This is a genomic window from Kocuria tytonicola (genome assembly GCF_003687175.1).
Taxonomy (GTDB): Bacteria; Actinomycetota; Actinomycetes; order Actinomycetales; family Micrococcaceae; genus Kocuria; species Kocuria tytonicola.
The window spans coordinates 1,405,309-1,424,056 of sequence record NZ_RDEX01000001.1; the positions used below are offsets into that span (position 1 = coordinate 1,405,309).

Consider the following 18,748-nt stretch of genomic DNA (forward strand, 5'->3'; position numbering starts at 1 on the left):
CAGCGTACCGGCCCGTCCGACGACGCCGCCCGGCCGGCAGGGTGGCTCATCCGCCCGCCCTGCCGGGCCCCTCTGCGTGTCTCCGCGGGCCGATAGAGTGGGCCGTGGCTCCGCGCGGTGCATGCGCCGGCGGGGAGCCCCCGAGACACAGTGCAGCACCCTTCGAAGAATCCGAGGTGGACCCGTGGACCGTCAGCAGGAGTTCGTGCTCCGAACCATCGAGGACCGGGACGTCCGGTTCGTCCGGCTCTGGTTCACGGACGTGGTGGGCACGCTGAAGTCCATCGCCCTGGCGCCGGCGGAGGTGGAGGCCGCGTTCGAGGAGGGTCTCGGCTTCGACGGCTCCTCGATCGAGGGCCTGTCCCGCGTGTTCGAGTCCGACATGCTGCTGCAGCCGGACCCCTCCACGTTCCAGCTCCTGCCGTGGCGGGGCGAGGAGGAGCCCACCTCCCGGATGTTCTGCGACCTGAAGACCCCGGACGGCGAGCCCTCCGCGGCGGATCCGCGGGGCGTCCTCAAGCGGGTGCTCGCCAAGGCCTCGGACATGGGGTTCACGTGCTACACGGCCCCGGAGATCGAGTTCTACCTGCTGCGCTCGCCCGAGCTGGACCCCCGCACCGGAGAACCGGTGCCCGTGGACTACGAGGGCTACTTCGACCACGTGCCGGGCGGTGTGGTCCAGGACTTCCGCCGCCGCGCCGTGAGCATGCTCGAGGCCGTGGGGATCTCCGTGGAGTTCTCCCACCACGAGGCCGGGCCCGGGCAGAACGAGATCGACCTGCGCTACGCGGACGCGCTGCAGACCGCGGACAACATCATGACGTTCCGCACGGTGATCCGCGAGGTGGCCCTGTCCCAGGGGATCTACGCCACGTTCATGCCCAAGCCCTTCTCGCGCCACCCCGGGTCCGGCATGCACACCCACTTCTCCCTGTTCGAGGGGGACACCAACGCCTTCTACGAGGCCGGGGCGGAGTTCCGGCTCTCCGACACCGGACGGCACTTCATCGCGGGGCTGCTGCGCCACGCCCCGGAGTTCACGTCCGTGACCAACCAGTTCGTGAATTCGTACAAGCGGCTGTGGGCCGGGGACGAGGCCCCCTCCTACATGTCCTGGGGCCACAACAACCGCTCCGCGCTGGTGCGGGTGCCCCTCTACAAGCCGGACAAGGTGCAGTCCTCGCGGATCGAGTACCGCGGCATCGACTCCGCCACCAACCCGTACCTCTCCTACGCCGCGCTGATCGGGGCGGGGCTCAAGGGCATCGAGAACGAGTACGAGCTGCCCCCGGTGGAGATGGACGACGTCTTCTCCATGAGCAGCGCCGAGCGCCGGGCGGTGGGCCACCAGCCGCTGCCCTCGAGCCTGCACGACGCGATCGGGCTCACGGAGGAGTCCGAGTTCATGGCCGAGCTGCTAGGCGAGCAGGTCTTCGAGTACTTCCTGCGCAACAAGCGCCGCGACTGGGACCAGTACCGCCAGGAGGTCTCCCCGTACGAGCTGCGCACCAACCTGGGCATCCTGTAGGTGGGGCGGGTGAGCGCCACGGAGGGCACCGCCAAGGAGCGCGCGGAGAAGATCTCCGCCAAGGAGCTGATCGGCATCGGCTTCGCGGACGTCACGAACGCCCGCCGCTGGCTCGGCTTCCCGGAACTCGACGACGTCGCCCTGCCCGCGCTGCTCGACGGCCTGCGCCACGCGGCGTCGCCGGACGTGGCCCTGCAGCTGATCGTGCGGCTCAGTGAGCAGCACCCGGACGTGGCGCGCCGGGTCAACGGCGATCCCGCGGACTCCGAGACCATGTTCCGCCTGCTCGGGGCCTCCGAGGCCCTGGGGGAGTTCCTGATCCGCGCCCCCGAGAACCTGGACCTGCTGGAGCTGCGACCCGAGGACCACCCCGGTGCGGACCAGCCGGAGTTCCTGCGGAGGGCCCTGCTGGAGTCCGTGGGCGCGGACCCGGAGGCGGAGACCCCGGTGGCCGCAGTGACCGGCCAGGACGCGCACAGGGCGTTGCGGATCGCCTACCGCCGCGGTCTGGCGCGCGTGGCGGCGCGGGACGTGGGTGCGGTGGACCCCGTGGAGTACCTGCCGGCGGTGGGCAGACAGCTCGCGGACCTCGCGGGGGCGGCCCTGGAGGCGGGGCTCGCCGTGGCCCGGGCGCAGGCCCACGAGCGCTGGGCACCCGCTCTCGTGGACCAGGTGCGGCTCGCGGTGATCGGCATGGGCAAGTGCGGCGCACGCGAGCTGAACTACATCTCGGACGTGGACGTGGTCTACGTGGTGGAGACCCGCGCCGCGGAGTCCGGGGAGGTGCCGGACGAGAACCTGGCCACGGAGATCGCCACCGAGCTCGCGCACCTGACGGCCCAGGCCATGATGGCCACGGGTCCCGAGCCCGCCCTGTGGGAGGTGGACGCGAACCTGCGGCCCGAGGGCAAGGACGGACCGCTGGTGCGCACCCTGGACTCCCACGTGCGCTACTACAAGCGGTGGGCGAAGTCCTGGGAGTTCCAGGCGCTGCTCAAGGCCCGCTGCGTGGCCGGGGACCGCGAGCTGGGGGAGCGCTACGAGGACGCCGTCGCACCGTTCATCTGGTCCTCCGCCGAGCGCGAGGGCTTCGTGGAGTCCGTCCAGGCCATGCGGCGTCGTGTCACGGAGAACATCCCTCAGGAGGACCGGGACCGGCAGATCAAGCTGGGCCCGGGAGGGCTGCGGGACGTGGAGTTCACCGTGCAGCTGCTGCAGCTCGTGCACGGGCGCGGTGACGAGACCGTGCGCACGCGCGCCACCACGGACTCCCTCACCGCCCTGTCCTCGGGCGGGTACATCGGACGAAAGGACGCCGAGGAGTTCGGGCGCAACTACCGGTGGCTGCGGCTGCTGGAGCACCGCATCCAGCTCTTCCGGCTGCGCCGCACCCACCTGATGCCGCGGGACGAGCGGGAGCTGGCCGTGGTCGCCCGCTCGGTGGACGGTGCCTCCGAGGGGACGCACCCCACGGCCGAGAAGCTCGTGCAGGAGTGGACCGGGGTCAAGCGCACCGTGCGCTCCATGCACGAGCGGATCTTCTACCGTCCCATGCTCGCGGCGCTGGCCAACGCCCCCGCGGACACCACGCTCACCACGGACTCCGCCCGGGACCGCCTCGCAGCACTCGGCTACCAGGACACGAAGGCGGCCATGCGCCACATCGAGGCGCTGTCCCGCGGGGTCAGCCGGCGCGCCGAGATCCTGCGCACGCTGCTGCCCGTGCTGCTGGGCTGGCTGGCCGAGGGCGTGGACCCGGACGCCGGGCTGCTCAACCTGCGCCGGGTGTGCGAGTCCCTGGGGACCACTCCGTGGTTCCTGCGCCTGCTGCGGGACTCCAACGCGGCCGCCGAGCGGCTGTGCCACATCCTGTCCAGCTCCCGCTACGTCTCGGACCTGCTGGAGGTCTCCCCGGAGGCCACCGCGTGGCTCGGTGACGACTCCCAGCTGGCCACCCGCAGCCTCGAGGACCTCGGGGTGGAGATGCGCTCGCAGCTCACCCGTCACCGGGACCCCGCGGAGGCCATCCGGGCCGTGCGTCAGATCCGGCGGCGCGAGCAGCTGCGGATCGCGCTCGCGGACACGAGCGGCGTCGCCGACGTGGAACGAACCGTGGCGGGGCTCTCGGACGTGGACCAGGCCACGGTCATGGCCGCGCTGCACCTCGCACGCAAGGGGTACGAGGCGGAGCACGAGGGGCCCGTGCCCGCGGAGGTCCTGGTGATCGCCATGGGGCGCCAGGGCGGACGGGAGATCGGCTTCGGCTCGGACGCGGACGTGATGTACGCCTACGAACCCGTGGAAGGGGCGGAGCCGCGAGAGGCGCAGGCCGCGGCCGAGGACGTCCTGGCACGCATGGTCAAGCTGCTCAAGCAGCCCTGCACCCCGCCCGTCGTGGCCGAGCGGGTGCTGGAGATCGACAACGACCTCCGGCCCGAGGGCCGCTCCGGGGCCAAGGTGCGCTCCGTGGCCTCGTACGCCGAGTACTACGAGCGCTGGGGGGAGACCTGGGAGGCGCAGGCCCTCACCCGGGCGCGCTACATGGCCGGTTCCGAGCACGTCGCCCACGCGTTCTTCCGCGTGGCGGACCGGCACCGGTACCCCGCCGAGTTCACCGACCGCCAGCTCGTGGACATCCGCCGCATGAAGGCCCGGGTGGAGAGCGAGCGCATGCCGCGCGGCGCGGACCCGCTGCGCCAGGTCAAGCTGGGCCGCGGCGGGCTCTCGGACGTGGAGTGGCTCGTGCAGCTGCTGCAGCTGCGCCACGCGCACGAGGTCCCCGAGCTGCGCACCACGTCCACGCTGGCGGCCCTGCACGCGGCCGTGGCCGCGGATCTCGTGGGTCCCGAGGACGCCGCCGTGCTGGAGCACGCCTGGAAGCTCGCCACGGACATCCGCAACGGCAACGTGCTGCGCTCGGGCCGTGCCTCGGACTCGGTGCCCTCGCGGCGCGCCGACCTGGAGGCCGTGGCGCGGTGGATCGGCTACGACCCCGGTTCCGCCACGCAGCTGGAGGAGGACTACCTGCGGATCACCCGGCAGTCCCGTTCGGTGTTCGAGCGGCTGTTCTACGGTCGCTGAGCGCATGCTCCCCGGCACGGAGGCGCGGCTGCGCGCGGCGGTCGCGGACGACGTCGCCCGCGTCCGTGCGCTCCCGGGCGGCAGACCCGGTCAGGGGCGGCCGTTGGTGCCGTCCTCGAAGGCGGCGTCGCGTGATCCCACCTGACGGGACACCGAGAGGTGCCCGCCCAGGTAACCCCCCAGTCCCGCGGCGGTCATGCCGCCCAGCGAGAGGGCGCGCCCCAGGCCGTGACGACCCGAGCGACGGGCGAGCCAGGACGCGGCGTGCAGCGCCGTGGCCGCGCCGTTGGCCCCGGCGTGGACCACGGTCACCCGCTTGTCGCGCAGCTGCAGCCCCGAGTACTCGGCCCACCCGGTGAGAGCCGAGGGCCCCGCGGAGAGAACGCCCACGCCGGTGAGCAGGCGCGCGGCGCCCCTGCCGTCCCGACCCCCCACGGCGTCCAGGACGAGGGCGCTCAGCCACGTGCCCATCGGCACCTGGACGAGCAGCGGGTGCACAGCGTGGCCGAGACGCTTGCCGCGCAGCAGGTCCCGGATGGACGCGCTGCCCGTGACCACGGAGGACAGGGTGTCCGCAGCGCTCACCAGGGAGTCCAGGGCCCCGGCGTTCTCCAGGGCGCGCATGGGCGGGGTGAGGAAGCTCTCGGGGGAGGCGTGGGTGTGCTGTGATGCAGTCATGGAGGGTGCCTCTCGTCGCGGACGGTACGAGATCATCCTGGCACCGCGCCACGCCCCGGACCACCACCCCTCCAGATGCGGCGGGGGCCGTGAACGCAGTGGAGGCGTCACCGGGCGGCCCAGCGCGCGGAGCGAGTGCGGACGGGAAAATGGCCCCCTCTCCACCAGGCCGTGCTGCTGACACTCCGGCCAGGTATGTTGCGGTGCCCCAGGAGGGAGTCGAAAACGCCACCCGGGCGTGTCCCACGACGATACACGCCGGAACGACGCGGAACGCGCCCAACCCGGGGCGGGCCGGGGCACCGCGCCCGTTGACGCGGTCAACACGCCCCCGAACCTACCCCGCCGCGCCCCGTAGCTCCGCGAGCTCCACCGCGCTCGCGAAGTGCAGGCGGTCGATGAGCACGCGCTCGGTCACGCCGAGTTCTTGGGCCAGGTGCCATTCGTCCAGCTGAGAGCCCACATGCGCGGTGATCGCCTCCCACGGTACGAGTAGCCGCGCGGTCTCCGCTCGGACGTCGTCTTCTACCGCCGCGGTTTGGTGCCGGGTGTGGCCGCGGCTGATGTGGACGAGCTCGTGCGTCAGCGCGCAACGGGCCTCTACGTCGGTGAGGTGTTCATCCAGCCACACGCGCCGCCCGTCGGTGCATCCGCTGGCCACGCGCAATGGCGCGCGCTGCACGAGGATGCCGTGCTTCTCGATCAGGGCCCAGGGGTCGAACATGCGTTCGAATGTAGTTGTGAGACCGGACACGGATAAGCATCTCCAGCTTCGCGGCAGGAGTCGATCTGGCCCGGGATGTGACGGCCTAGTCCCGAACCTCCGTCACGTCCCCTTGGGTGAAGTCCATGGGTGGGGCCACCAAACTGGCCTTGAGAACCCGTGCTGTGATGTCCCGAATCTCCGCGCGGACGAAGGGGAAGAGCAGGTTCAGGGCATGACCGACAACCATGCGATTCTCGGGTTCGGGCAGCGCGCCCGGATCAGGCATGGTGAAAACACCGGCCACCTCGACCTCAAAGCGTCCAGAGGCGGTATCGCCCGCTACCGTGATGACGCCCATGCGGGTGGCTGGGTGCTCAGCGTCCTTCTCCGCCAGGAAACGGAACGAGATCTCAGGGGTGAACTCCCCGGCCTCCACCGGCTCGAGGGAGATTCCGTTAGACGTATCGAGTTCTGCGCATGCCTTGATGGTGTGCACGTCGTGCAGCACGACCTCCACAGTGCTCATCACAGGGCCGCCTGGGATCGCTCAAAGCTCGGCACCTGCAGTGATCGCGAGGGGTTCATGTGCCAGCGCTGGTGGCTTGCCAGCTTGATGACCTTGCCATCATCGGGCTGCCCTGCGGCGGGGGCGGTCCGCCATGTTGGAAGCGCATGACGCACGTCTCGGTTGTCGAGGCGGATGGTCAGTTCCTGGTCCACCACCCGAGCGTACTCAAGGGCGGTTGTCACCTTCAGCGCAGTGGCACCACGCTCCATGTCCGAGATGACCGACTGGGACACACCCAAGTGTTCCGCGATATCACGTTGGGTCATCTTGAGCCGAGTCCGTGCCTTGATGAGGGCGACGAGAAGACCGTATTCGGTGTCCGCGTCGGCCTGGATCGCCAGCGACTCGGGGGACTCGTCGTCCAGCCCGAACGGGTCGGCGGCGGTGTCGTAGTGAGCTGCGCTCATGGGTACTCCTCAGTTGCGTATCGGATTATCCGATATAGGTGATCCTAGTGGTGCGGTCGACGGATCGTCGACTCATACTCGCTGGAAGTTCTGGCGGCGAGTCTTGGCTCTCTTGGCGAAGCGCTGAGTGTCCGCCTTGTTGGTCTTGTGGAACGCGCACAGCATCTGGACCTCGGTGGTGGTCACGGCGAAGAACAGGCGGTACTGGTTGCCCCTGTACTTGTAGCGCGCCTCACGTAGCCCCTTGAGCGCGGAGAGCTTGGCGAAGTCGGGGCGCTGATCCTGCGGCTCCGCTGCGTAGCTCCGCATCATGGATCGGAAGCGCGCACGAACAGGTTCCGGAAACTTGGCGAGTTCACGCGTCAGGTTCGACTGCGAAGCACCGCCAGAAGCGTCAACCAGCTTTAGCGCCATGAGCGTTCCCCACATCTCTTCCGATGCGCCCGGCAGTTCGCTTGTCGGCGCTCTGACTGCGCCCGCCGGCGCTCGCGGCTGGTCACTGGAGCTCCGGGCTCACGGAGCCGGCGTCGCGAGCGTTCCAGATCTCGCGGACCACGACGGTTGAGAAGTCAATGTCGTCGACGGTGGTCTTGTCGTAGCCGGCGTTGAGCATGCCCAGCCCGCCCTTCTCGGGGTCGCCCTGGATGAAGACTCGGCTGTAGTCCACCTTGGACTCCTGGACGGCCTTGAGTACGTCGACGGTGTCCTTCTGTGCCACGGACTTCGACGGTCCGGTAAAGCCTTCCTGCAACGGGATCTGCACGAACAGCACGGAGCCTTCCATGTGGGCCTTGGCGCCGTCCACTGAGGCGGTCACGTCGGCCAGGGGGTCCTTGGGCGCCTCGGTCTTGGCCGGCGCTTTCGTGGGCTCCCCAGGGGGAGCGGTCGTCGGTTTCGGGACCTCTGTGCTCGGCTTCGCTGCGGGAGCCGTGGTCTCCGGGCTCGGCGGTGCCGCGGGCTCTGCCGTAGTCATCGACGGCGACGGCGACGGCGTCGCGGTCGTCTCAGAAGGGCTGGCGGACGCGCTGCCGGACGGGGTCTCCTTGGGCGGGGTCTGGCCGAGGGTGCCGGTCATGGCTGCGCCGATGAGGCCGAGCACGACGAGGAGCATGAACAGCCCGATGAGACCGAGACAGCCGATCTTGGCGATCTTCTTCGGCGCCCATCGCTTCTTGGGTGCGGGCGGTTCGTTGTGGGGGGTGCTCATGGTGGGGGCTCCTGAGTGGGGTGGGGGTCAGGCGGGGTCCCATTCCCCGCCGTCTTGCGAGGCTTCCGCCTCCTGGTCTTGGGCGCTGCGCATGGCACGTCCCTCGCTGGGGGCGTCGTAGGCGGCCAGCGCGTACTCGTCCGGGACGGGCGGAGCGGTGTCCTCGGCCGCCGGGCTCTCCCCGGCGCGGGTCATGGGGGACGGTTGCGTCGGCTGCGCGCCGCCCGCTTCCGCCCGCGGTTCCTGCTCGTGGTCCTCGGCGTCGTGTTCATGGGCGCTTGCTCCTTCAGTGGCTGCGCGGATCACGTGCAGGATTGCGTCCTGCATCATCGGATCCAGCGTCGAGACGGTGGCCGGCAGGCGAACCTCGAACGGGCTGCGGGTCTCGCGAACGTCGATGCCGAAGGATGCGGCATAGGCCAGCACCACGGTCCGCTCGGGGACGTCCAGGGCGACCGACAGGGCTTTCACCATGTCCGCGCTCTTCGGCCACCCCTTGGGTCGGTTGTTCGCGAGATCCGACAGCTGCTGCTTCGTGAGGCCAAGACCTGCACCCTGCGCTCGCTGAGCGAGGGCTTCGTAGGAGAGGTCGCTGGCCGCCTTCTGGGCCTTCACGAGTTCGCTGATCGTCTGCACGGATCCAATATCTCCACTGCCGGGGGAGCGGTCTAGCGGGCCGCAACACATACCGTCTACCACTGATTGACGTTCCCACCCTATCTAGGCGGCTACTAGAAAAACGTCATCGGAGGGGCGCGCCGCGCTATAACGGCGCGGATTGGGGGTGTCCCGCCCTCTTGCACCGTCTACCAGTAGGCACTACTGTGTCCATCAGTGGTTGACAGATATACGCCTACTAGGAGACACTCAGATGCACAAAGTGACGAGACTGAAGCACCGTTGGCCGAAAGGAACTTGGATGCGACTCAAGAGCGCAGACACCTTGCGGGCATTGATGGATCAGGACGGGTTCTCCCACGGTCGACTCGCGCGCTACGCCGGATGCAGCAAGGGGTTCATCTCCCACCTGCTGGCTGAGCGCCGCAGCTCATGCACCCCCGAGCTTGGGGCCCGCATCGCGGAGGCACTGAACGTACCCGTCCAAGTCCTTTTCGACGTCCACAAGTCCACCAGCAGCAGTACAAACGACATTCACGAGAGGACGGCGGCATGAGTCAGGAACTCACGCATTTCATCTACGGCGACCACCAGGTGCGCGTCGTCGAGCACGAGGGCATGCCCTGGTTCGTCGCCACGGACCTGGCACGGATCCTGGAGTACCGCAACGCCTCCGACCTCACCCGCGGCATCGAAGACGAGGACCTTCGTACGCACATCGTGCGTACGAACGCCGGGCCCCGTGGGGCACTGGTCGTCAGCGAGGGCGGCCTGTACACGATCTTCGTCCGGGCCCGCACCGAACGGGCTCGCCCGTTCCGCCGGTGGGTGACCCACGAGGTGCTCCCGCAGATCCGCAAGACGGGGGCGTACACCGCCCAGCCGCAGTTGCAGGTCCCGCAGTCGCTGCCGGAGGCGCTGCGCGCCTACGCCCGTGAGGTGGAGGCCCGGGAGGCCATGGAGGCGTACGCGCAGGAGCTCGAGCCCAAGGGCGAGGCCTACGACGCGTTCCTCTCCGGTGACGGGACGTACTCCATCGGGAACGTCGCGAAGATGCACGGTCTGTCCCAGAACAAGCTGTTCGCGCTGATGCGCTCGGCCGGGGTCATGATCGCCAAGGGCGCCATGCGCAACACCCCGTACCAGCGGTACATGCACCACTTCGCTGTGAAGGCCTACGACTTCACCCGCACGGACGGCACGGTCGGCACCTCGTACACGACCCGCGTGCAGCCCTCCGGTGTGGACTTCCTCCGCCGCAAGCTCTCCCTCACCCCGGTCACGAACGTGGAGGTGGCGGCATGAACCCCGAATCCCGTGCAGACGTCCTCGTGGCCCTCACCCGCGTGGTGGCCGAACTCTCCGCCCTGGCTGACAAGGAGGCCGGCGGCACCACCACGATGCGTTCCCAAGTCAGCATCCCGTGGGCGGCGGCGGACCGGGCGGTGTGGAAGGTGCTCGAGGGGCTCGTCACATTCCAATCGCCAGAGCAAGCCACTGACTCCCCACGCCGGCCGCGGTCGAGGTCACGAACTGGGCAGCCCACTCAGCAGCAGTCGACTGATACCACTTTTTCTTCTCCTCGCTCTGAGTCTGCTCAGCAGCCGCGTCCATGCAGAACTTCAGATGTCGGAACGACTCCTGGGCGTCAAAGCCAAACCCCGCTCGATCACCATCAAGAACGGAGCGAAGATGACTGATCAACTTACCGATGTAGTTCTTCAACGACGGGTCGAGGTCGGGATCCTCGCTGACCGTCTTGCCAATCTTGTCGAGACGCTGAAGGACGTCATCAGGCAGTACGTCCTGCAGGGCCGGCATATTAGCGGATTCGAACCACATGGCCAGTCCCTCAAGCATGTCCCGACGGGACAGAGTCATTCGCTGTTGGGGCCAGGACCTGGGGTAGTGGAACACACTCTTGCGCCATTCCGGCAGAGCGTCGCGATAGCTCCCTACCCGGATGCCCCGCGCCGAGAGTCTCTCGACAACATCCGTGATTTCCGCCAGCAACGAGACGGCGAGGCTCAGTTCTTGCCACCCGTCGTCGCTGTGCAGATCCACTTGGTTTTCAGCGTAGTTAACGGCCTCCTCCCACTTGTCGAAAAGGTCCAGGAGATCAGCCGCGGGGTTATGCATGACCGGATTGTAACTGGCGCTTCGGCTCTGGGGGTGGCGGCATGAGCACCACCACGGACTTCACCGGCTGGCTGCCTGCCGAGGTCGCCGAGATGACCCGGGGCCTGTACTCCGAGTCGCAGCTCAAGCGCCTGGCCGGGCGGGGCGAGATCGCCCACCACCGCGGGTCCCGCGGCAAGGTCATCTTCTTCCGCGACGACGTCCGGGCCCTGCTGCGCCACACCGCAGTCCGCCCAGCCCAGGCCGAGACAACCACCCCGGCGCCCGCGGAGCTCACCGCGCCAGTGGTCTCGCCGTTCCGCACCACCTCGCGCTCGCGGGCGGCCCACAACGAGGCGGCGGCGTCGTGAGCGCGGCGCGGCGGGTCACGTACGAGCGGGTCACGTTCACGGACCTGCGAGCAGACCCCTTCCGGGAGGTGGTGGGCATGGTCCGGCACACGGATGCCCCCTCCCGGCGGGTGGCAGTGGGGACGTTCGTCCAGCGCTGCCTGTCTCAACCGGTGCGCAACAGCGCGCCGTTCGAGATCGCGTGGGGGAACTCGGGGTCAGCCCCAGCACAAGTGCTCTTGGGGGGCATATGTGCCGGCGACCTCGAGTTCGCCCCCGCCACTTTCGATCAGGCCCACGCGGCCGCAGACCACGACGCCGACCGCCCGGTCGTTGTCGGACATGCAAGGGGAGACCAATGAGCACCATCCTCAACGCGCTGTGCGCGATCATCCCGGACCCGCTCGAGGCGTGGCTGGCCGGCGGCGGGAACATGACCGTCCTGGTCCTCGGCCTGGTCGGCCTGGGCCTGTACACCTGGGTGCGCCCAGCTGTGGGTGAGCGTCGTGGCTGAGACGACCCTGTCCCGCCGCCTGGCTGCGTTCACTGACGCGTTGACCACGGCGATGACGGGCGCTACCGCGGTCATGCAGGCCCGCGAGGAGGAGCAGCAGGCACGGGCCTCCCGCGCGCGGCGTCGTGCCCTGGACCGTCCTCGGATGCATGTGCACAAGGGCGGGGCAGAGCTGTTCAGCCGTCTCCCGCTCGGGGACCCCCGCAACCTCTTGCCCACGGGCGGGCGACTGTCCCAGGACAGCTGGCACGTGTGGACTCTGCAGCCCGAAGCCGCGACGGAGGGCCTCACGGGTTCGTTCGTCGGGTCTTTCGACACGTGGGCGGAGGCCATGCTCGTGGCCCACCACGTCGCCGAGCACGGCCGTATCCCGGCCCAGTGGTGCACCAACGTCTCCGACCTGATCACGGGACTGCTCAACGAGGACCAGGAGGACGTGTTCTGCGGGGTGGGTGAGGTCCCATGCTGACCGCCCCCGCCATCCTGCTCGCCGCGCTCCCCGGGTGCATCGCGGTCATCGCCGCCGGTCTCCTCGGCGTGCACTGGTCCTCGGCCCAGCGCGCCCGCCAGCAGCGGGACCTCCTCGCCCGGCTGCAGGGCCGGGGTGATCGCTCATGAGCGGCTACGTGTACCGCGGCGCCCGCCCCGAGCCCCAGACGGCACTCACCCAGCAGAACCAGGCCTTGGCTGCGGAGCTGGAGACCGCGCGCAAGCGCATCGCCCAGCTCAGCTCCACGGTCAGCCAGCTCTCCGACGCCAGGGACAGGGCCCGCACGGAGGCCCGTGCCGCCACCCGGCAGCTGGACCAGGCCCGCACCGAAGCGGCCGCCGCGGCGTCGTCCGCCCCCTCCCAGGACGTGGCGGTCCACCGGGCCCGCGTCCGCGCGCTCCTCGTCGCCGTGCGCACCGAACGCGACGAAGCCGCACGCGCCACCCAGGACCACGCGGCCGAGCACGCCCGGCGCACCCACGCCGAAGCGGAGCTCTCCCGCGTGGAGGACACCCTCGCCCAGCTGCGCGCCGAGGTCACCGAAGACCACCAGGCCCGCGCGAAGAACGTCCTCACCGAGTCCACCACCGCCCGCGAGAACACCCGCCTCACCCAGCGCGTCGCCGAGCTGCAGGGCGCGCTCACCGACTGCCAGCAGATGCGCACCGAAGCACTCGCGGATCGTGACCGGGCCCTGGCGGAGGCCCTCACGGTGCAGGGGGTTCTGGACGCGGCGCACTCGACCATCACGGAGGCTCTGCCCGCCGTGTGGGCGATCCGTCGGCACCACAACGAGATCAAGAAGGAGGTGGCCTGATGAGCTTCGACTACCGCGCCCCCGAGTACCTCATCGGCACCGTGACCTGCGATCAGTGCAAGGGAGTCGAGGACTTCGGCTCGATGGAGGACTTCTACGACGAAGTCGACGCCATCCACTACTACCGCGCTCGCGGTTGGTGGATCCCCGAAGAGGGTGAGGAGCCCCAGGCCGATCTGTGCCCGGCCTGCGCTGCGAAGAACGGCCGGGACCCGGCCTCCGTCGAGAAGCTCGCGGCCGAGGCAGAGCTGAACGAGCGGTGGCTCAACGGTCATGAGCTCTACAGCTGTTCGGAACTCGGCATCGCGCCCGCCGATCACCAGGACCAGAAAGAGGAGGTCGCCTGATGTCTGGCGAAACCATCATCACCGTGGTCGGGAACCTGACCGCGGACCCGGAGCTGCGCTTCACCCCGTCTGGGGCGGCGGTCGCGAACTTCACCGTGGCCTCCACACCGCGGGCGTTCGACCGGCAGGCGAACGAGTGGAAGGACCAGGAGACCCTGTTCATGCGCTGTTCCCTGTGGCGGGAGGCCGCGGAGAACGTGGCCGAGTCCCTGTCCAAGGGCACCCGCGTGATCGTGCAGGGCAGGCTCAAAGCCCGCTCCTACGAGACGCGTGAGGGGGAGCGCCGCACCAGCCAGGAGCTGGAGGTGGACGAGATCGGGCCCTCCATGAAGTACGCCACCGCCAGGGTGGCCCGCAACGCGAAGGGCACAGGGAACTCCTCCCAGAACTTCGGCTCGAACCAGGGCGGCGGGTACGTGCCCGCCGGCGGCTTCGGCGGCGGGCAGGGCTTCCACGGCTCCCAGGGCCAGCAGCAGGCCCCGGCCGCGCAGGGCGGGTCCGCGTGGGACGCCGCAACCCCGGGCGCGCAGAACGCCTTCGACGGCATGCCCGCCGACGGCGACGACCAGGAGCCCCCGTTCTGATGGGCGCCCGACAGCCCTACAGGGCCACCTTCCGTATCGAGTTCCCCCGCGCCGGCCGCGTGCGGAACCTCGCGGGCACCGTCGACCTCGTCATCGACCCGGCCCGCCAGGACCCGGACGACGTCATGCCCGCCCTGCACCAGGAGATCGGCCGCTGGCTGGTCGCACAGGCCCCCGGGATGGTCGGCCAGGACCTGCAGCTCGTCCAGGAGCAGGTCGACCCGCCCGCAGGGTTCATGCGCCTCAACGACGGCTTCTACGGCGGTGGCACCTGGGCACAGACCGCCACCACCCCGCTCACCCCCACCCAGGAGACGACATGACCACCAAGCCCAGGCCGATGCCCGCCAGCCAATGGGACGACTACCTTGCGGCGCTCTGCCGGGTCACCGCACAGCCCCACACCGAGGGCATGGTCGAGCTCTGCCGCACCCGCTACGGAGCCACCACCGCCGAGACCACCGCCGCGCTCGCAGCGATTCGAGAGACCGAGGAGGGCCAATGAGCCCCTACACGCCCCGCCCGGGAGAGCGCGCCGTGCTCCACACCTCCAGCTCGAACCAACTCTGGTTGCTGGTCATGAACCCGATCGGGAAGTGGCAGCACATCGGTGCGTTCGACCCGGACGGCCCCCACGTCTCCTGGTACCCGCACGTCACCTACGAGGAGGACTGGTGCCGGTCCCGGCCCACGGACCACGCCACCCAGGAGTGGGCATGGAACCTGCTCGACGTCGCCAGGAACCGAGCCCGGCTCGGGTACCCCCTAGCCGACCTGGCCACCCACGAGGTGACCGCGATGCCGCGCGCTCCGCGCCATGTCCTGCAGCTGGGACCACTGAACCGGCCCGCCGAGACCACACCCGCCCACCAGCCCGCAGAAGCGGAGGAACTGTGCCTGTTCTGACCACCCACCGCGCTCACCGCGCCACGAACGAGGCGCCGTGATCCTCCCCGTCCTCCTGGCCCAGATCGCCGCGCGCTGGGCACACCACCAGCCGCCTGCCCACGGGTGGGCCCCGAGCGAAAGCGAGACCGACATGGACACGCAGACCCCCCATGCCCCTGACACCACGGGAACCCCACGCAACACCCCGGCAGGCCACCCGTGAACCTCCTCATCTGGATCCTCCTCGCCGCAGCCCTCGGCCCAGTCCTCACCGCCACAACCATGGCCGCGCTGCTCCTCTCCATCGCGCTCGCCGTGCTCCCGTCCGTGGAGCCAGCCGAGCGAGTGACCCTCACCGACGTCCTCGAAAGGAGGGAGCCATGATCGACCGCCCGCACGGCTCCGACTGCCGCTTCTGCAACCGCGCCGCCGAAGAAGCCCGCCGCGCCGGGGATGAGCTCGGCCGCGCCTGGACCAGCGAGTTCTACGACTACGACACCCGCACCCATCACGTCGTCCACTACGACCCCGAGACCCCTGAGCAGGAGATCAACGCCTCCGAGACCTTCGAGGAGGAGGCCTTGAAGCTCGCTGTGGCCCGGTACAAGTACCGGGGCGTGAGGGACCAGGACATCTACGACTTCATGCGCCGGCACGGCCACCGGCCTGGGGGTGCTGGGCTGGACATGCGGTTCTGGATGACGGTGAACCGGCTCCGCCAGGACCCGGCCATGATCGCCGCGCATCCGCAGCTCACGGCGGAGCTCAACCGCCGGGTGGAGGCGGCGGGGTGAGCGGGTACACCCCGGGGGAGCGCCGCGAGCACCACCGCACGCTCCACACCGCACGCGAGGTCACCGCAGACCACACGGGACACCTGGTCAGCGTGGCCACCACGGATCGCACGAGCCGCGGCTTCCTGCAGGCCGTGGCCACGGACGGAGACTTCGTCCGCCTCGACCTGCAGGTGAGGGACGGCCGGGTGCTCCCGGTCTGGGTGCAGCAGGACACCGCGGTGCTCGTGCACCGCACACGACAGCAGGACAACCGGAAGGACAGGACATGAGCCCCACACCGATCACCACGATCCAGGCCATCGACAAGAGGGGCGGGCTCACGGTCGCGGACCTCGTGGTGTGGACCAACCACCTCCGCTTCCTGGACGTGGACCCCCGAACCCCGGTCCAGGCCCGCGTGGGATTCCGCGGCCAGCTCCTCGAGGTCAAGCCACGCCTCGACCAGGAGCCACCACGCTGACGGGCCGCGCCGCAGGACGGCGCGCCCCGCCCGCATGATCCACCAGATGGGAGACCCCAGTGCCACCACGCACGCAGCACACTGCCGGCCGCACCGCAGCACGCCGCCACGACCGCGCGACCCCCGCCCAGCGGGGGCGCCGCCGCACGTCGGGCTGGAAGCGCGACGGCCACACGCAGGACACCGCCCGAGCCGCGCGACCCACCACCGTGGGCACCGCCGCACGCCGGGCCGGGACCGCGACCAGGCAGGGGCGCGACTGATGCCGTGGCTACGCGTGGGCGACTCAGCCGCCACCAACCCGATCGTTGCAGAGGTGCGCGAGCACCCAGCCGCGGACGACCGAACGAAGCTCGAAGTGTTCGGATTCGTCACGCTGTGCGCAACGGTCGGAGCGCAGCACCTCACCGACTACGTCGTCTCGCGGGCCACCGCGGCCGACGTCGCCGGTTCGATGGAGCGCGCAGACCTGCTACTCGAGCAGGCCGTGTTCGCCGGGTACCTCGAGCCCGTCACCGAGATGGTGCGCGGCCAGGAGCGCCAGCGCTGGCGGATCGTAGAGGACCCGGAGTTCATCCACATGCGCACCCAGGAGGAGGTTGAGTGGGAGCGCCGTCGCAAGCGCGACAACTCCAACCCTGCCCTCACGATCCCCGTGCGTCTGCGCGACGGGGACGCCTGCCGGTACTGCGGGCAGGTCGTCCGCTTTCGTGCGCGCACTGGGCGTCTGGCCGGCACCTACGACCACAGGAACCCCGGCCGCGGTGCCGAGACCCCGGAGGATCTCGTGGTGGCCTGCACTCGGTGCAACTCGGGCAGGAAGAACAACCCGCACGCGGAGAGGGAGTACCCGCTGCTTCCGGTCCCCGAGCGGCCGTACTACTCCCTGGACACGGTGGAGTTCGTGAAGAACTCGGACTGGGCCAGGAGCAACGGCATCGAGCCACCACCCGCCCCAAAGACCAAGGTCCAGCCCGGTCACGTGCCGGCGGGCCATGCCACACCCACACCCGGCACTCCCGCCGCGGGAGAGGACAGCGCGCCCACGGGCAGCAGCGACTCACCCGCTCGCGAGCCTGACACCGCAGCCCCCACACCCGTGGACGAGGCGCGACAGGCCACTGCCGAGGGACGACCATCCGGGCGCTCTGCAGAGACAGGCAGGTCTCGGCAGGAATCCGCAGGGAGCCTTCCTCCGGATCCTGACAGCCCGGGACGGGGCGGGACGGGTCGGGCCGGTACGGGAGGGATCGGGAACCCAGCACGACCATCTCAGAGACAGAACACGCCAGACCACCATGACCACCCACCCAAGAAGCGCGGATCAAGATCACGACGCCGGGGGAGAAGGGGAAAGCGATGAGAGCCACAGACCACCAGGAGCAGATGATCCTGTCCTGGAAGGAAGCCCAGCTGCAGAACCACATCATCCAGATGGCCACGGCACTGGGATGGGACTTCTACCACACCCACGACAGCCGGCGGTCTCCGGGCGGGTTCCCGGACCTGGTGCTTGTGCACCCGCGCAAGCGGATCTGTCTCGTGCGTGAGCTCAAGACCGAGCGGGGCCGGTTCCGTCCGAAGCAGGAGCAGTGGCTGGAGAACCTGCACGATGCCGGCGTGGACGCGGGGGTGTGGCGTCCGAGCGACGTCGTGTCCCAGCGGGTGCACCGTGAGCTGTCGGCGGGCACCGGCTACGGGACCGGGTCGATGGGGGAGCGGCCATGAGCGCGCTGTGCGTGGTGGACGGAGCGCCAGCCACGATCGGGAATCTCTGCACCCAGTGCGTCACCGCCTTGCACACCGCGGTGCTCGAGGTGCCGCGTTTGCTCCGGGAGCTGGACGTGACCATCACCAAGCAGTCCAGGCAAGGGAACTTCGTGGCTGGGGCTTCCGGTGAGCGTCCTCTGGTGCTCAACCTCTCGGCCTCAGAAGTCGCGGACTCGATCACGGTGGCGCTGCGCACGGTCGCGCACCTCGGGGCGGGGGCTAACGAGCGGGTCCCCGTGGACGTCGTAGCCCTGTCGCCATGGACAGCCCGCAGGCTCAAGCACGCGGTGCGGCGCCAGGAGATCGAGGACGCGCATGCCGCGCTGCTCGACGCTGTGCGGGAAGGGTGGCGCTCTGTGGACCGTGCACCCGAGCGACGTGTGGTCGGTACGTGTGACTGCGGGGGAGTGTTGGCCACGGCTCAGACCGAGGGGGAAGTGCGGTGCCCGGCCTGCGGTGTGCTCTGGGACGTGGAGGAACGGGAGGAGGCTCGCAACGAGATGTTGCTGGGGCTCACCGTGTGCACCGCGGATCTCGTGACGCTGTTCCGCACCGTGCTGGGCAGGCGCATCACCACCGACACCGTGCGGAAGTGGGTGCAGCGTCGACAGCTGAGGCCCGTGCGCGTGGACCCGATGATGTTCCGTGCCACGGATGCAGTGCAGACCTGGGAGCGGCTCCACGGTCTGCAGACGGATGAACGACAAGGCCGGGCGAAAGAACCGGCCTGAACGATTCAAGCCCGTGGTGTGGACGAACACGGCGCTGTCACGCTACTGTGTACTCAAATGGAAGCAGTCTCGGAAGAGACATGCTGACC

General features: G+C 69.5%; 29 protein-coding genes. 21 read left to right on the forward strand and 8 right to left on the reverse strand.

The window, feature by feature from the left end:
* The first annotated feature begins 184 nt into the window (after window positions 1–184).
* Together EAE32_RS06375 and EAE32_RS06380 are read left to right on the forward strand one after the other, a co-directional pair.
* Window positions 185–1,528, forward strand: a complete 1,344-nt coding sequence (locus tag EAE32_RS06375) for a glutamine synthetase family protein (RefSeq protein WP_121844976.1) — start codon at window positions 185–187, stop codon at window positions 1,526–1,528.
* Window positions 1,529–1,537: 9 nt separating this feature from the next.
* On the forward strand, window positions 1,538–4,609 hold the full coding sequence (locus EAE32_RS06380; RefSeq protein WP_121864498.1) for a bifunctional [glutamine synthetase] adenylyltransferase/[glutamine synthetase]-adenylyl-L-tyrosine phosphorylase: 3,072 nt from the start codon (window positions 1,538–1,540) through the stop codon (window positions 4,607–4,609).
* A 90-nt stretch (window positions 4,610–4,699) separates the two neighbouring features.
* Here EAE32_RS06380 and EAE32_RS06385 read toward each other — a convergent pair whose 3' ends face one another.
* From EAE32_RS06385 to EAE32_RS06415, 7 genes are all read right to left on the reverse strand, one after another.
* Window positions 4,700–5,287, reverse strand: a complete 588-nt coding sequence (locus EAE32_RS06385; protein ID WP_240624973.1) for a DUF2231 domain-containing protein — start codon at window positions 5,285–5,287, stop codon at window positions 4,700–4,702.
* 337 nt (window positions 5,288–5,624) lie between these two features.
* Window positions 5,625–6,011: an ImmA/IrrE family metallo-endopeptidase gene (locus EAE32_RS06390; RefSeq protein ID WP_124035164.1), complete on the reverse strand. Its 387-nt coding sequence runs from the start codon at window positions 6,009–6,011 to the stop codon at window positions 5,625–5,627.
* Window positions 6,012–6,096: 85 nt separating this feature from the next.
* On the reverse strand, window positions 6,097–6,519 hold the full coding sequence (locus EAE32_RS06395; RefSeq protein WP_121864500.1) for a protein-export chaperone SecB: 423 nt from the start codon (window positions 6,517–6,519) through the stop codon (window positions 6,097–6,099).
* The gene (locus EAE32_RS06400) at window positions 6,519–6,968 is read right to left on the reverse strand and encodes a helix-turn-helix domain-containing protein (RefSeq protein WP_121864501.1); all 450 of its coding nucleotides are present in this window, start codon (window positions 6,966–6,968) and stop codon (window positions 6,519–6,521) included. The genes EAE32_RS06395 and EAE32_RS06400 overlap by 1 nt, the downstream gene beginning before the upstream one ends.
* Window positions 6,969–7,040: 72 nt before the next feature.
* Complete coding sequence (locus EAE32_RS06405; protein ID WP_121864502.1) at window positions 7,041–7,397, reverse strand: type II toxin-antitoxin system RelE/ParE family toxin; 357 nt, start codon at window positions 7,395–7,397, stop codon at window positions 7,041–7,043.
* 67 nt (window positions 7,398–7,464) lie between these two features.
* The gene (locus EAE32_RS06410) at window positions 7,465–8,175 is read right to left on the reverse strand and encodes a hypothetical protein (protein WP_121864503.1); all 711 of its coding nucleotides are present in this window, start codon (window positions 8,173–8,175) and stop codon (window positions 7,465–7,467) included.
* Window positions 8,176–8,202: 27 nt separating this feature from the next.
* Complete coding sequence (locus EAE32_RS06415) at window positions 8,203–8,811, reverse strand: hypothetical protein (protein WP_121864504.1); 609 nt, start codon at window positions 8,809–8,811, stop codon at window positions 8,203–8,205.
* A gap of 283 nt (window positions 8,812–9,094) precedes the next feature.
* Here EAE32_RS06415 and EAE32_RS06420 point away from each other — a divergent pair, with 283 nt between their 5' ends.
* Window positions 9,095–9,349 (forward strand): helix-turn-helix domain-containing protein, encoded by a 255-nt coding sequence (locus EAE32_RS06420; protein ID WP_121864505.1) that lies wholly within the window; start codon window positions 9,095–9,097, stop codon window positions 9,347–9,349.
* Window positions 9,346–10,098 (forward strand): phage antirepressor, encoded by a 753-nt coding sequence (locus tag EAE32_RS06425; RefSeq protein ID WP_165860449.1) that lies wholly within the window; start codon window positions 9,346–9,348, stop codon window positions 10,096–10,098. The genes EAE32_RS06420 and EAE32_RS06425 overlap by 4 nt, the downstream gene beginning before the upstream one ends.
* Before the next feature lie 165 nt (window positions 10,099–10,263).
* Here the strand turns inward: EAE32_RS06425 and EAE32_RS06430 are convergent, their stop codons facing one another.
* Entirely contained in the window at window positions 10,264–10,932 is a 669-nt protein-coding gene (locus EAE32_RS06430; RefSeq protein WP_121864507.1) for a hypothetical protein, read from the reverse strand.
* A gap of 41 nt (window positions 10,933–10,973) precedes the next feature.
* On the opposite strand from EAE32_RS06430, the gene EAE32_RS06435 reads away from it, so the two are divergent.
* From EAE32_RS06435 to EAE32_RS06500, 17 genes are all read left to right on the forward strand, one after another.
* On the forward strand, window positions 10,974–11,282 hold the full coding sequence (locus EAE32_RS06435; RefSeq protein WP_121864508.1) for a hypothetical protein: 309 nt from the start codon (window positions 10,974–10,976) through the stop codon (window positions 11,280–11,282).
* A 337-nt stretch (window positions 11,283–11,619) separates the two neighbouring features.
* The gene (locus EAE32_RS11775; RefSeq protein WP_165860450.1) at window positions 11,620–11,775 is read left to right on the forward strand and encodes a hypothetical protein; all 156 of its coding nucleotides are present in this window, start codon (window positions 11,620–11,622) and stop codon (window positions 11,773–11,775) included.
* Window positions 11,768–12,244: a hypothetical protein gene (locus EAE32_RS06445; protein ID WP_121864510.1), complete on the forward strand. Its 477-nt coding sequence runs from the start codon at window positions 11,768–11,770 to the stop codon at window positions 12,242–12,244. Before EAE32_RS11775 ends, EAE32_RS06445 begins: the two co-directional genes overlap by 8 nt.
* Window positions 12,238–12,393, forward strand: coding sequence for a hypothetical protein (locus EAE32_RS11780; RefSeq protein WP_165860451.1), 156 nt, complete (start codon window positions 12,238–12,240; stop codon window positions 12,391–12,393). Before EAE32_RS06445 ends, EAE32_RS11780 begins: the two co-directional genes overlap by 7 nt.
* Window positions 12,390–13,082: a coiled-coil domain-containing protein gene (locus tag EAE32_RS06450; protein ID WP_121864511.1), complete on the forward strand. Its 693-nt coding sequence runs from the start codon at window positions 12,390–12,392 to the stop codon at window positions 13,080–13,082. Before EAE32_RS11780 ends, EAE32_RS06450 begins: the two co-directional genes overlap by 4 nt.
* A complete protein-coding gene (locus EAE32_RS06455; protein WP_121864512.1) occupies window positions 13,082–13,429 on the forward strand; it encodes a hypothetical protein in 348 nt (115 codons plus the stop codon). The genes EAE32_RS06450 and EAE32_RS06455 overlap by 1 nt, the downstream gene beginning before the upstream one ends.
* Complete coding sequence (locus EAE32_RS06460; protein WP_121864513.1) at window positions 13,429–14,013, forward strand: single-stranded DNA-binding protein; 585 nt, start codon at window positions 13,429–13,431, stop codon at window positions 14,011–14,013. Before EAE32_RS06455 ends, EAE32_RS06460 begins: the two co-directional genes overlap by 1 nt.
* Window positions 14,013–14,336 carry a hypothetical protein gene (locus tag EAE32_RS06465; protein WP_121864514.1) on the forward strand — a complete coding sequence of 108 codons (324 nt, stop codon included), beginning with the start codon at window positions 14,013–14,015 and terminating at the stop codon, window positions 14,334–14,336. Before EAE32_RS06460 ends, EAE32_RS06465 begins: the two co-directional genes overlap by 1 nt.
* Window positions 14,333–14,518, forward strand: coding sequence for a hypothetical protein (locus EAE32_RS06470; RefSeq protein ID WP_121864515.1), 186 nt, complete (start codon window positions 14,333–14,335; stop codon window positions 14,516–14,518). Before EAE32_RS06465 ends, EAE32_RS06470 begins: the two co-directional genes overlap by 4 nt.
* Window positions 14,515–14,919 carry a hypothetical protein gene (locus EAE32_RS06475; protein ID WP_121864516.1) on the forward strand — a complete coding sequence of 135 codons (405 nt, stop codon included), beginning with the start codon at window positions 14,515–14,517 and terminating at the stop codon, window positions 14,917–14,919. The genes EAE32_RS06470 and EAE32_RS06475 overlap by 4 nt, the downstream gene beginning before the upstream one ends.
* Window positions 14,920–15,120: 201 nt before the next feature.
* Window positions 15,121–15,285 (forward strand): hypothetical protein, encoded by a 165-nt coding sequence (locus EAE32_RS11785; RefSeq protein WP_165860452.1) that lies wholly within the window; start codon window positions 15,121–15,123, stop codon window positions 15,283–15,285.
* Window positions 15,282–15,695, forward strand: coding sequence for a hypothetical protein (locus EAE32_RS06480; protein WP_121864517.1), 414 nt, complete (start codon window positions 15,282–15,284; stop codon window positions 15,693–15,695). The genes EAE32_RS11785 and EAE32_RS06480 overlap by 4 nt, the downstream gene beginning before the upstream one ends.
* Entirely contained in the window at window positions 15,692–15,967 is a 276-nt protein-coding gene (locus EAE32_RS06485; protein ID WP_121864518.1) for a hypothetical protein, read from the forward strand. The genes EAE32_RS06480 and EAE32_RS06485 overlap by 4 nt, the downstream gene beginning before the upstream one ends.
* Window positions 15,964–16,158 carry a hypothetical protein gene (locus tag EAE32_RS06490; RefSeq protein WP_121864519.1) on the forward strand — a complete coding sequence of 65 codons (195 nt, stop codon included), beginning with the start codon at window positions 15,964–15,966 and terminating at the stop codon, window positions 16,156–16,158. Before EAE32_RS06485 ends, EAE32_RS06490 begins: the two co-directional genes overlap by 4 nt.
* Before the next feature lie 277 nt (window positions 16,159–16,435).
* Window positions 16,436–17,521: an HNH endonuclease gene (locus tag EAE32_RS11700; protein WP_124035165.1), complete on the forward strand. Its 1,086-nt coding sequence runs from the start codon at window positions 16,436–16,438 to the stop codon at window positions 17,519–17,521.
* Entirely contained in the window at window positions 17,518–17,886 is a 369-nt protein-coding gene (locus tag EAE32_RS06495) for a VRR-NUC domain-containing protein (RefSeq protein WP_243635607.1), read from the forward strand. Before EAE32_RS11700 ends, EAE32_RS06495 begins: the two co-directional genes overlap by 4 nt.
* Window positions 17,883–18,659, forward strand: coding sequence for a hypothetical protein (locus tag EAE32_RS06500; protein WP_121864521.1), 777 nt, complete (start codon window positions 17,883–17,885; stop codon window positions 18,657–18,659). The genes EAE32_RS06495 and EAE32_RS06500 overlap by 4 nt, the downstream gene beginning before the upstream one ends.
* Window positions 18,660–18,748 lie beyond the last annotated feature (89 nt).

Coding starts and splice junctions, on each gene's coding strand:
- EAE32_RS06470 (WP_121864515.1), top strand. CDS start 14,333: ATGACCACCAAGCCCAGGCCGATGCCCGCCAGCCAATGGGACGACTAC.
- EAE32_RS06455 (WP_121864512.1), top strand. CDS start 13,082: ATGAGCTTCGACTACCGCGCCCCCGAGTACCTCATCGGCACCGTGACC.
- EAE32_RS06465 (WP_121864514.1), top strand. CDS start 14,013: ATGGGCGCCCGACAGCCCTACAGGGCCACCTTCCGTATCGAGTTCCCC.
- EAE32_RS06460 (WP_121864513.1), top strand. CDS start 13,429: ATGTCTGGCGAAACCATCATCACCGTGGTCGGGAACCTGACCGCGGAC.
- EAE32_RS06410 (WP_121864503.1), bottom strand. CDS start 8,175: ATGAGCACCCCCCACAACGAACCGCCCGCACCCAAGAAGCGATGGGCG.
- EAE32_RS06430 (WP_121864507.1), bottom strand. CDS start 10,932: ATGCATAACCCCGCGGCTGATCTCCTGGACCTTTTCGACAAGTGGGAG.
- EAE32_RS06400 (WP_121864501.1), bottom strand. CDS start 6,968: ATGAGCGCAGCTCACTACGACACCGCCGCCGACCCGTTCGGGCTGGAC.
- EAE32_RS06395 (WP_121864500.1), bottom strand. CDS start 6,519: ATGAGCACTGTGGAGGTCGTGCTGCACGACGTGCACACCATCAAGGCA.
- EAE32_RS06500 (WP_121864521.1), top strand. CDS start 17,883: ATGAGCGCGCTGTGCGTGGTGGACGGAGCGCCAGCCACGATCGGGAAT.
- EAE32_RS06480 (WP_121864517.1), top strand. CDS start 15,282: ATGATCGACCGCCCGCACGGCTCCGACTGCCGCTTCTGCAACCGCGCC.
- EAE32_RS06425 (WP_165860449.1), top strand. CDS start 9,346: ATGAGTCAGGAACTCACGCATTTCATCTACGGCGACCACCAGGTGCGC.
- EAE32_RS06390 (WP_124035164.1), bottom strand. CDS start 6,011: ATGTTCGACCCCTGGGCCCTGATCGAGAAGCACGGCATCCTCGTGCAG.
- EAE32_RS06495 (WP_243635607.1), top strand. CDS start 17,518: ATGAGAGCCACAGACCACCAGGAGCAGATGATCCTGTCCTGGAAGGAA.
- EAE32_RS06475 (WP_121864516.1), top strand. CDS start 14,515: ATGAGCCCCTACACGCCCCGCCCGGGAGAGCGCGCCGTGCTCCACACC.
- EAE32_RS06385 (WP_240624973.1), bottom strand. CDS start 5,287: ATGACTGCATCACAGCACACCCACGCCTCCCCCGAGAGCTTCCTCACC.
- EAE32_RS11780 (WP_165860451.1), top strand. CDS start 12,238: ATGCTGACCGCCCCCGCCATCCTGCTCGCCGCGCTCCCCGGGTGCATC.
- EAE32_RS06435 (WP_121864508.1), top strand. CDS start 10,974: ATGAGCACCACCACGGACTTCACCGGCTGGCTGCCTGCCGAGGTCGCC.
- EAE32_RS06450 (WP_121864511.1), top strand. CDS start 12,390: ATGAGCGGCTACGTGTACCGCGGCGCCCGCCCCGAGCCCCAGACGGCA.
- EAE32_RS11775 (WP_165860450.1), top strand. CDS start 11,620: ATGAGCACCATCCTCAACGCGCTGTGCGCGATCATCCCGGACCCGCTC.
- EAE32_RS06490 (WP_121864519.1), top strand. CDS start 15,964: ATGAGCCCCACACCGATCACCACGATCCAGGCCATCGACAAGAGGGGC.
- EAE32_RS06420 (WP_121864505.1), top strand. CDS start 9,095: ATGCGACTCAAGAGCGCAGACACCTTGCGGGCATTGATGGATCAGGAC.
- EAE32_RS06405 (WP_121864502.1), bottom strand. CDS start 7,397: ATGTGGGGAACGCTCATGGCGCTAAAGCTGGTTGACGCTTCTGGCGGT.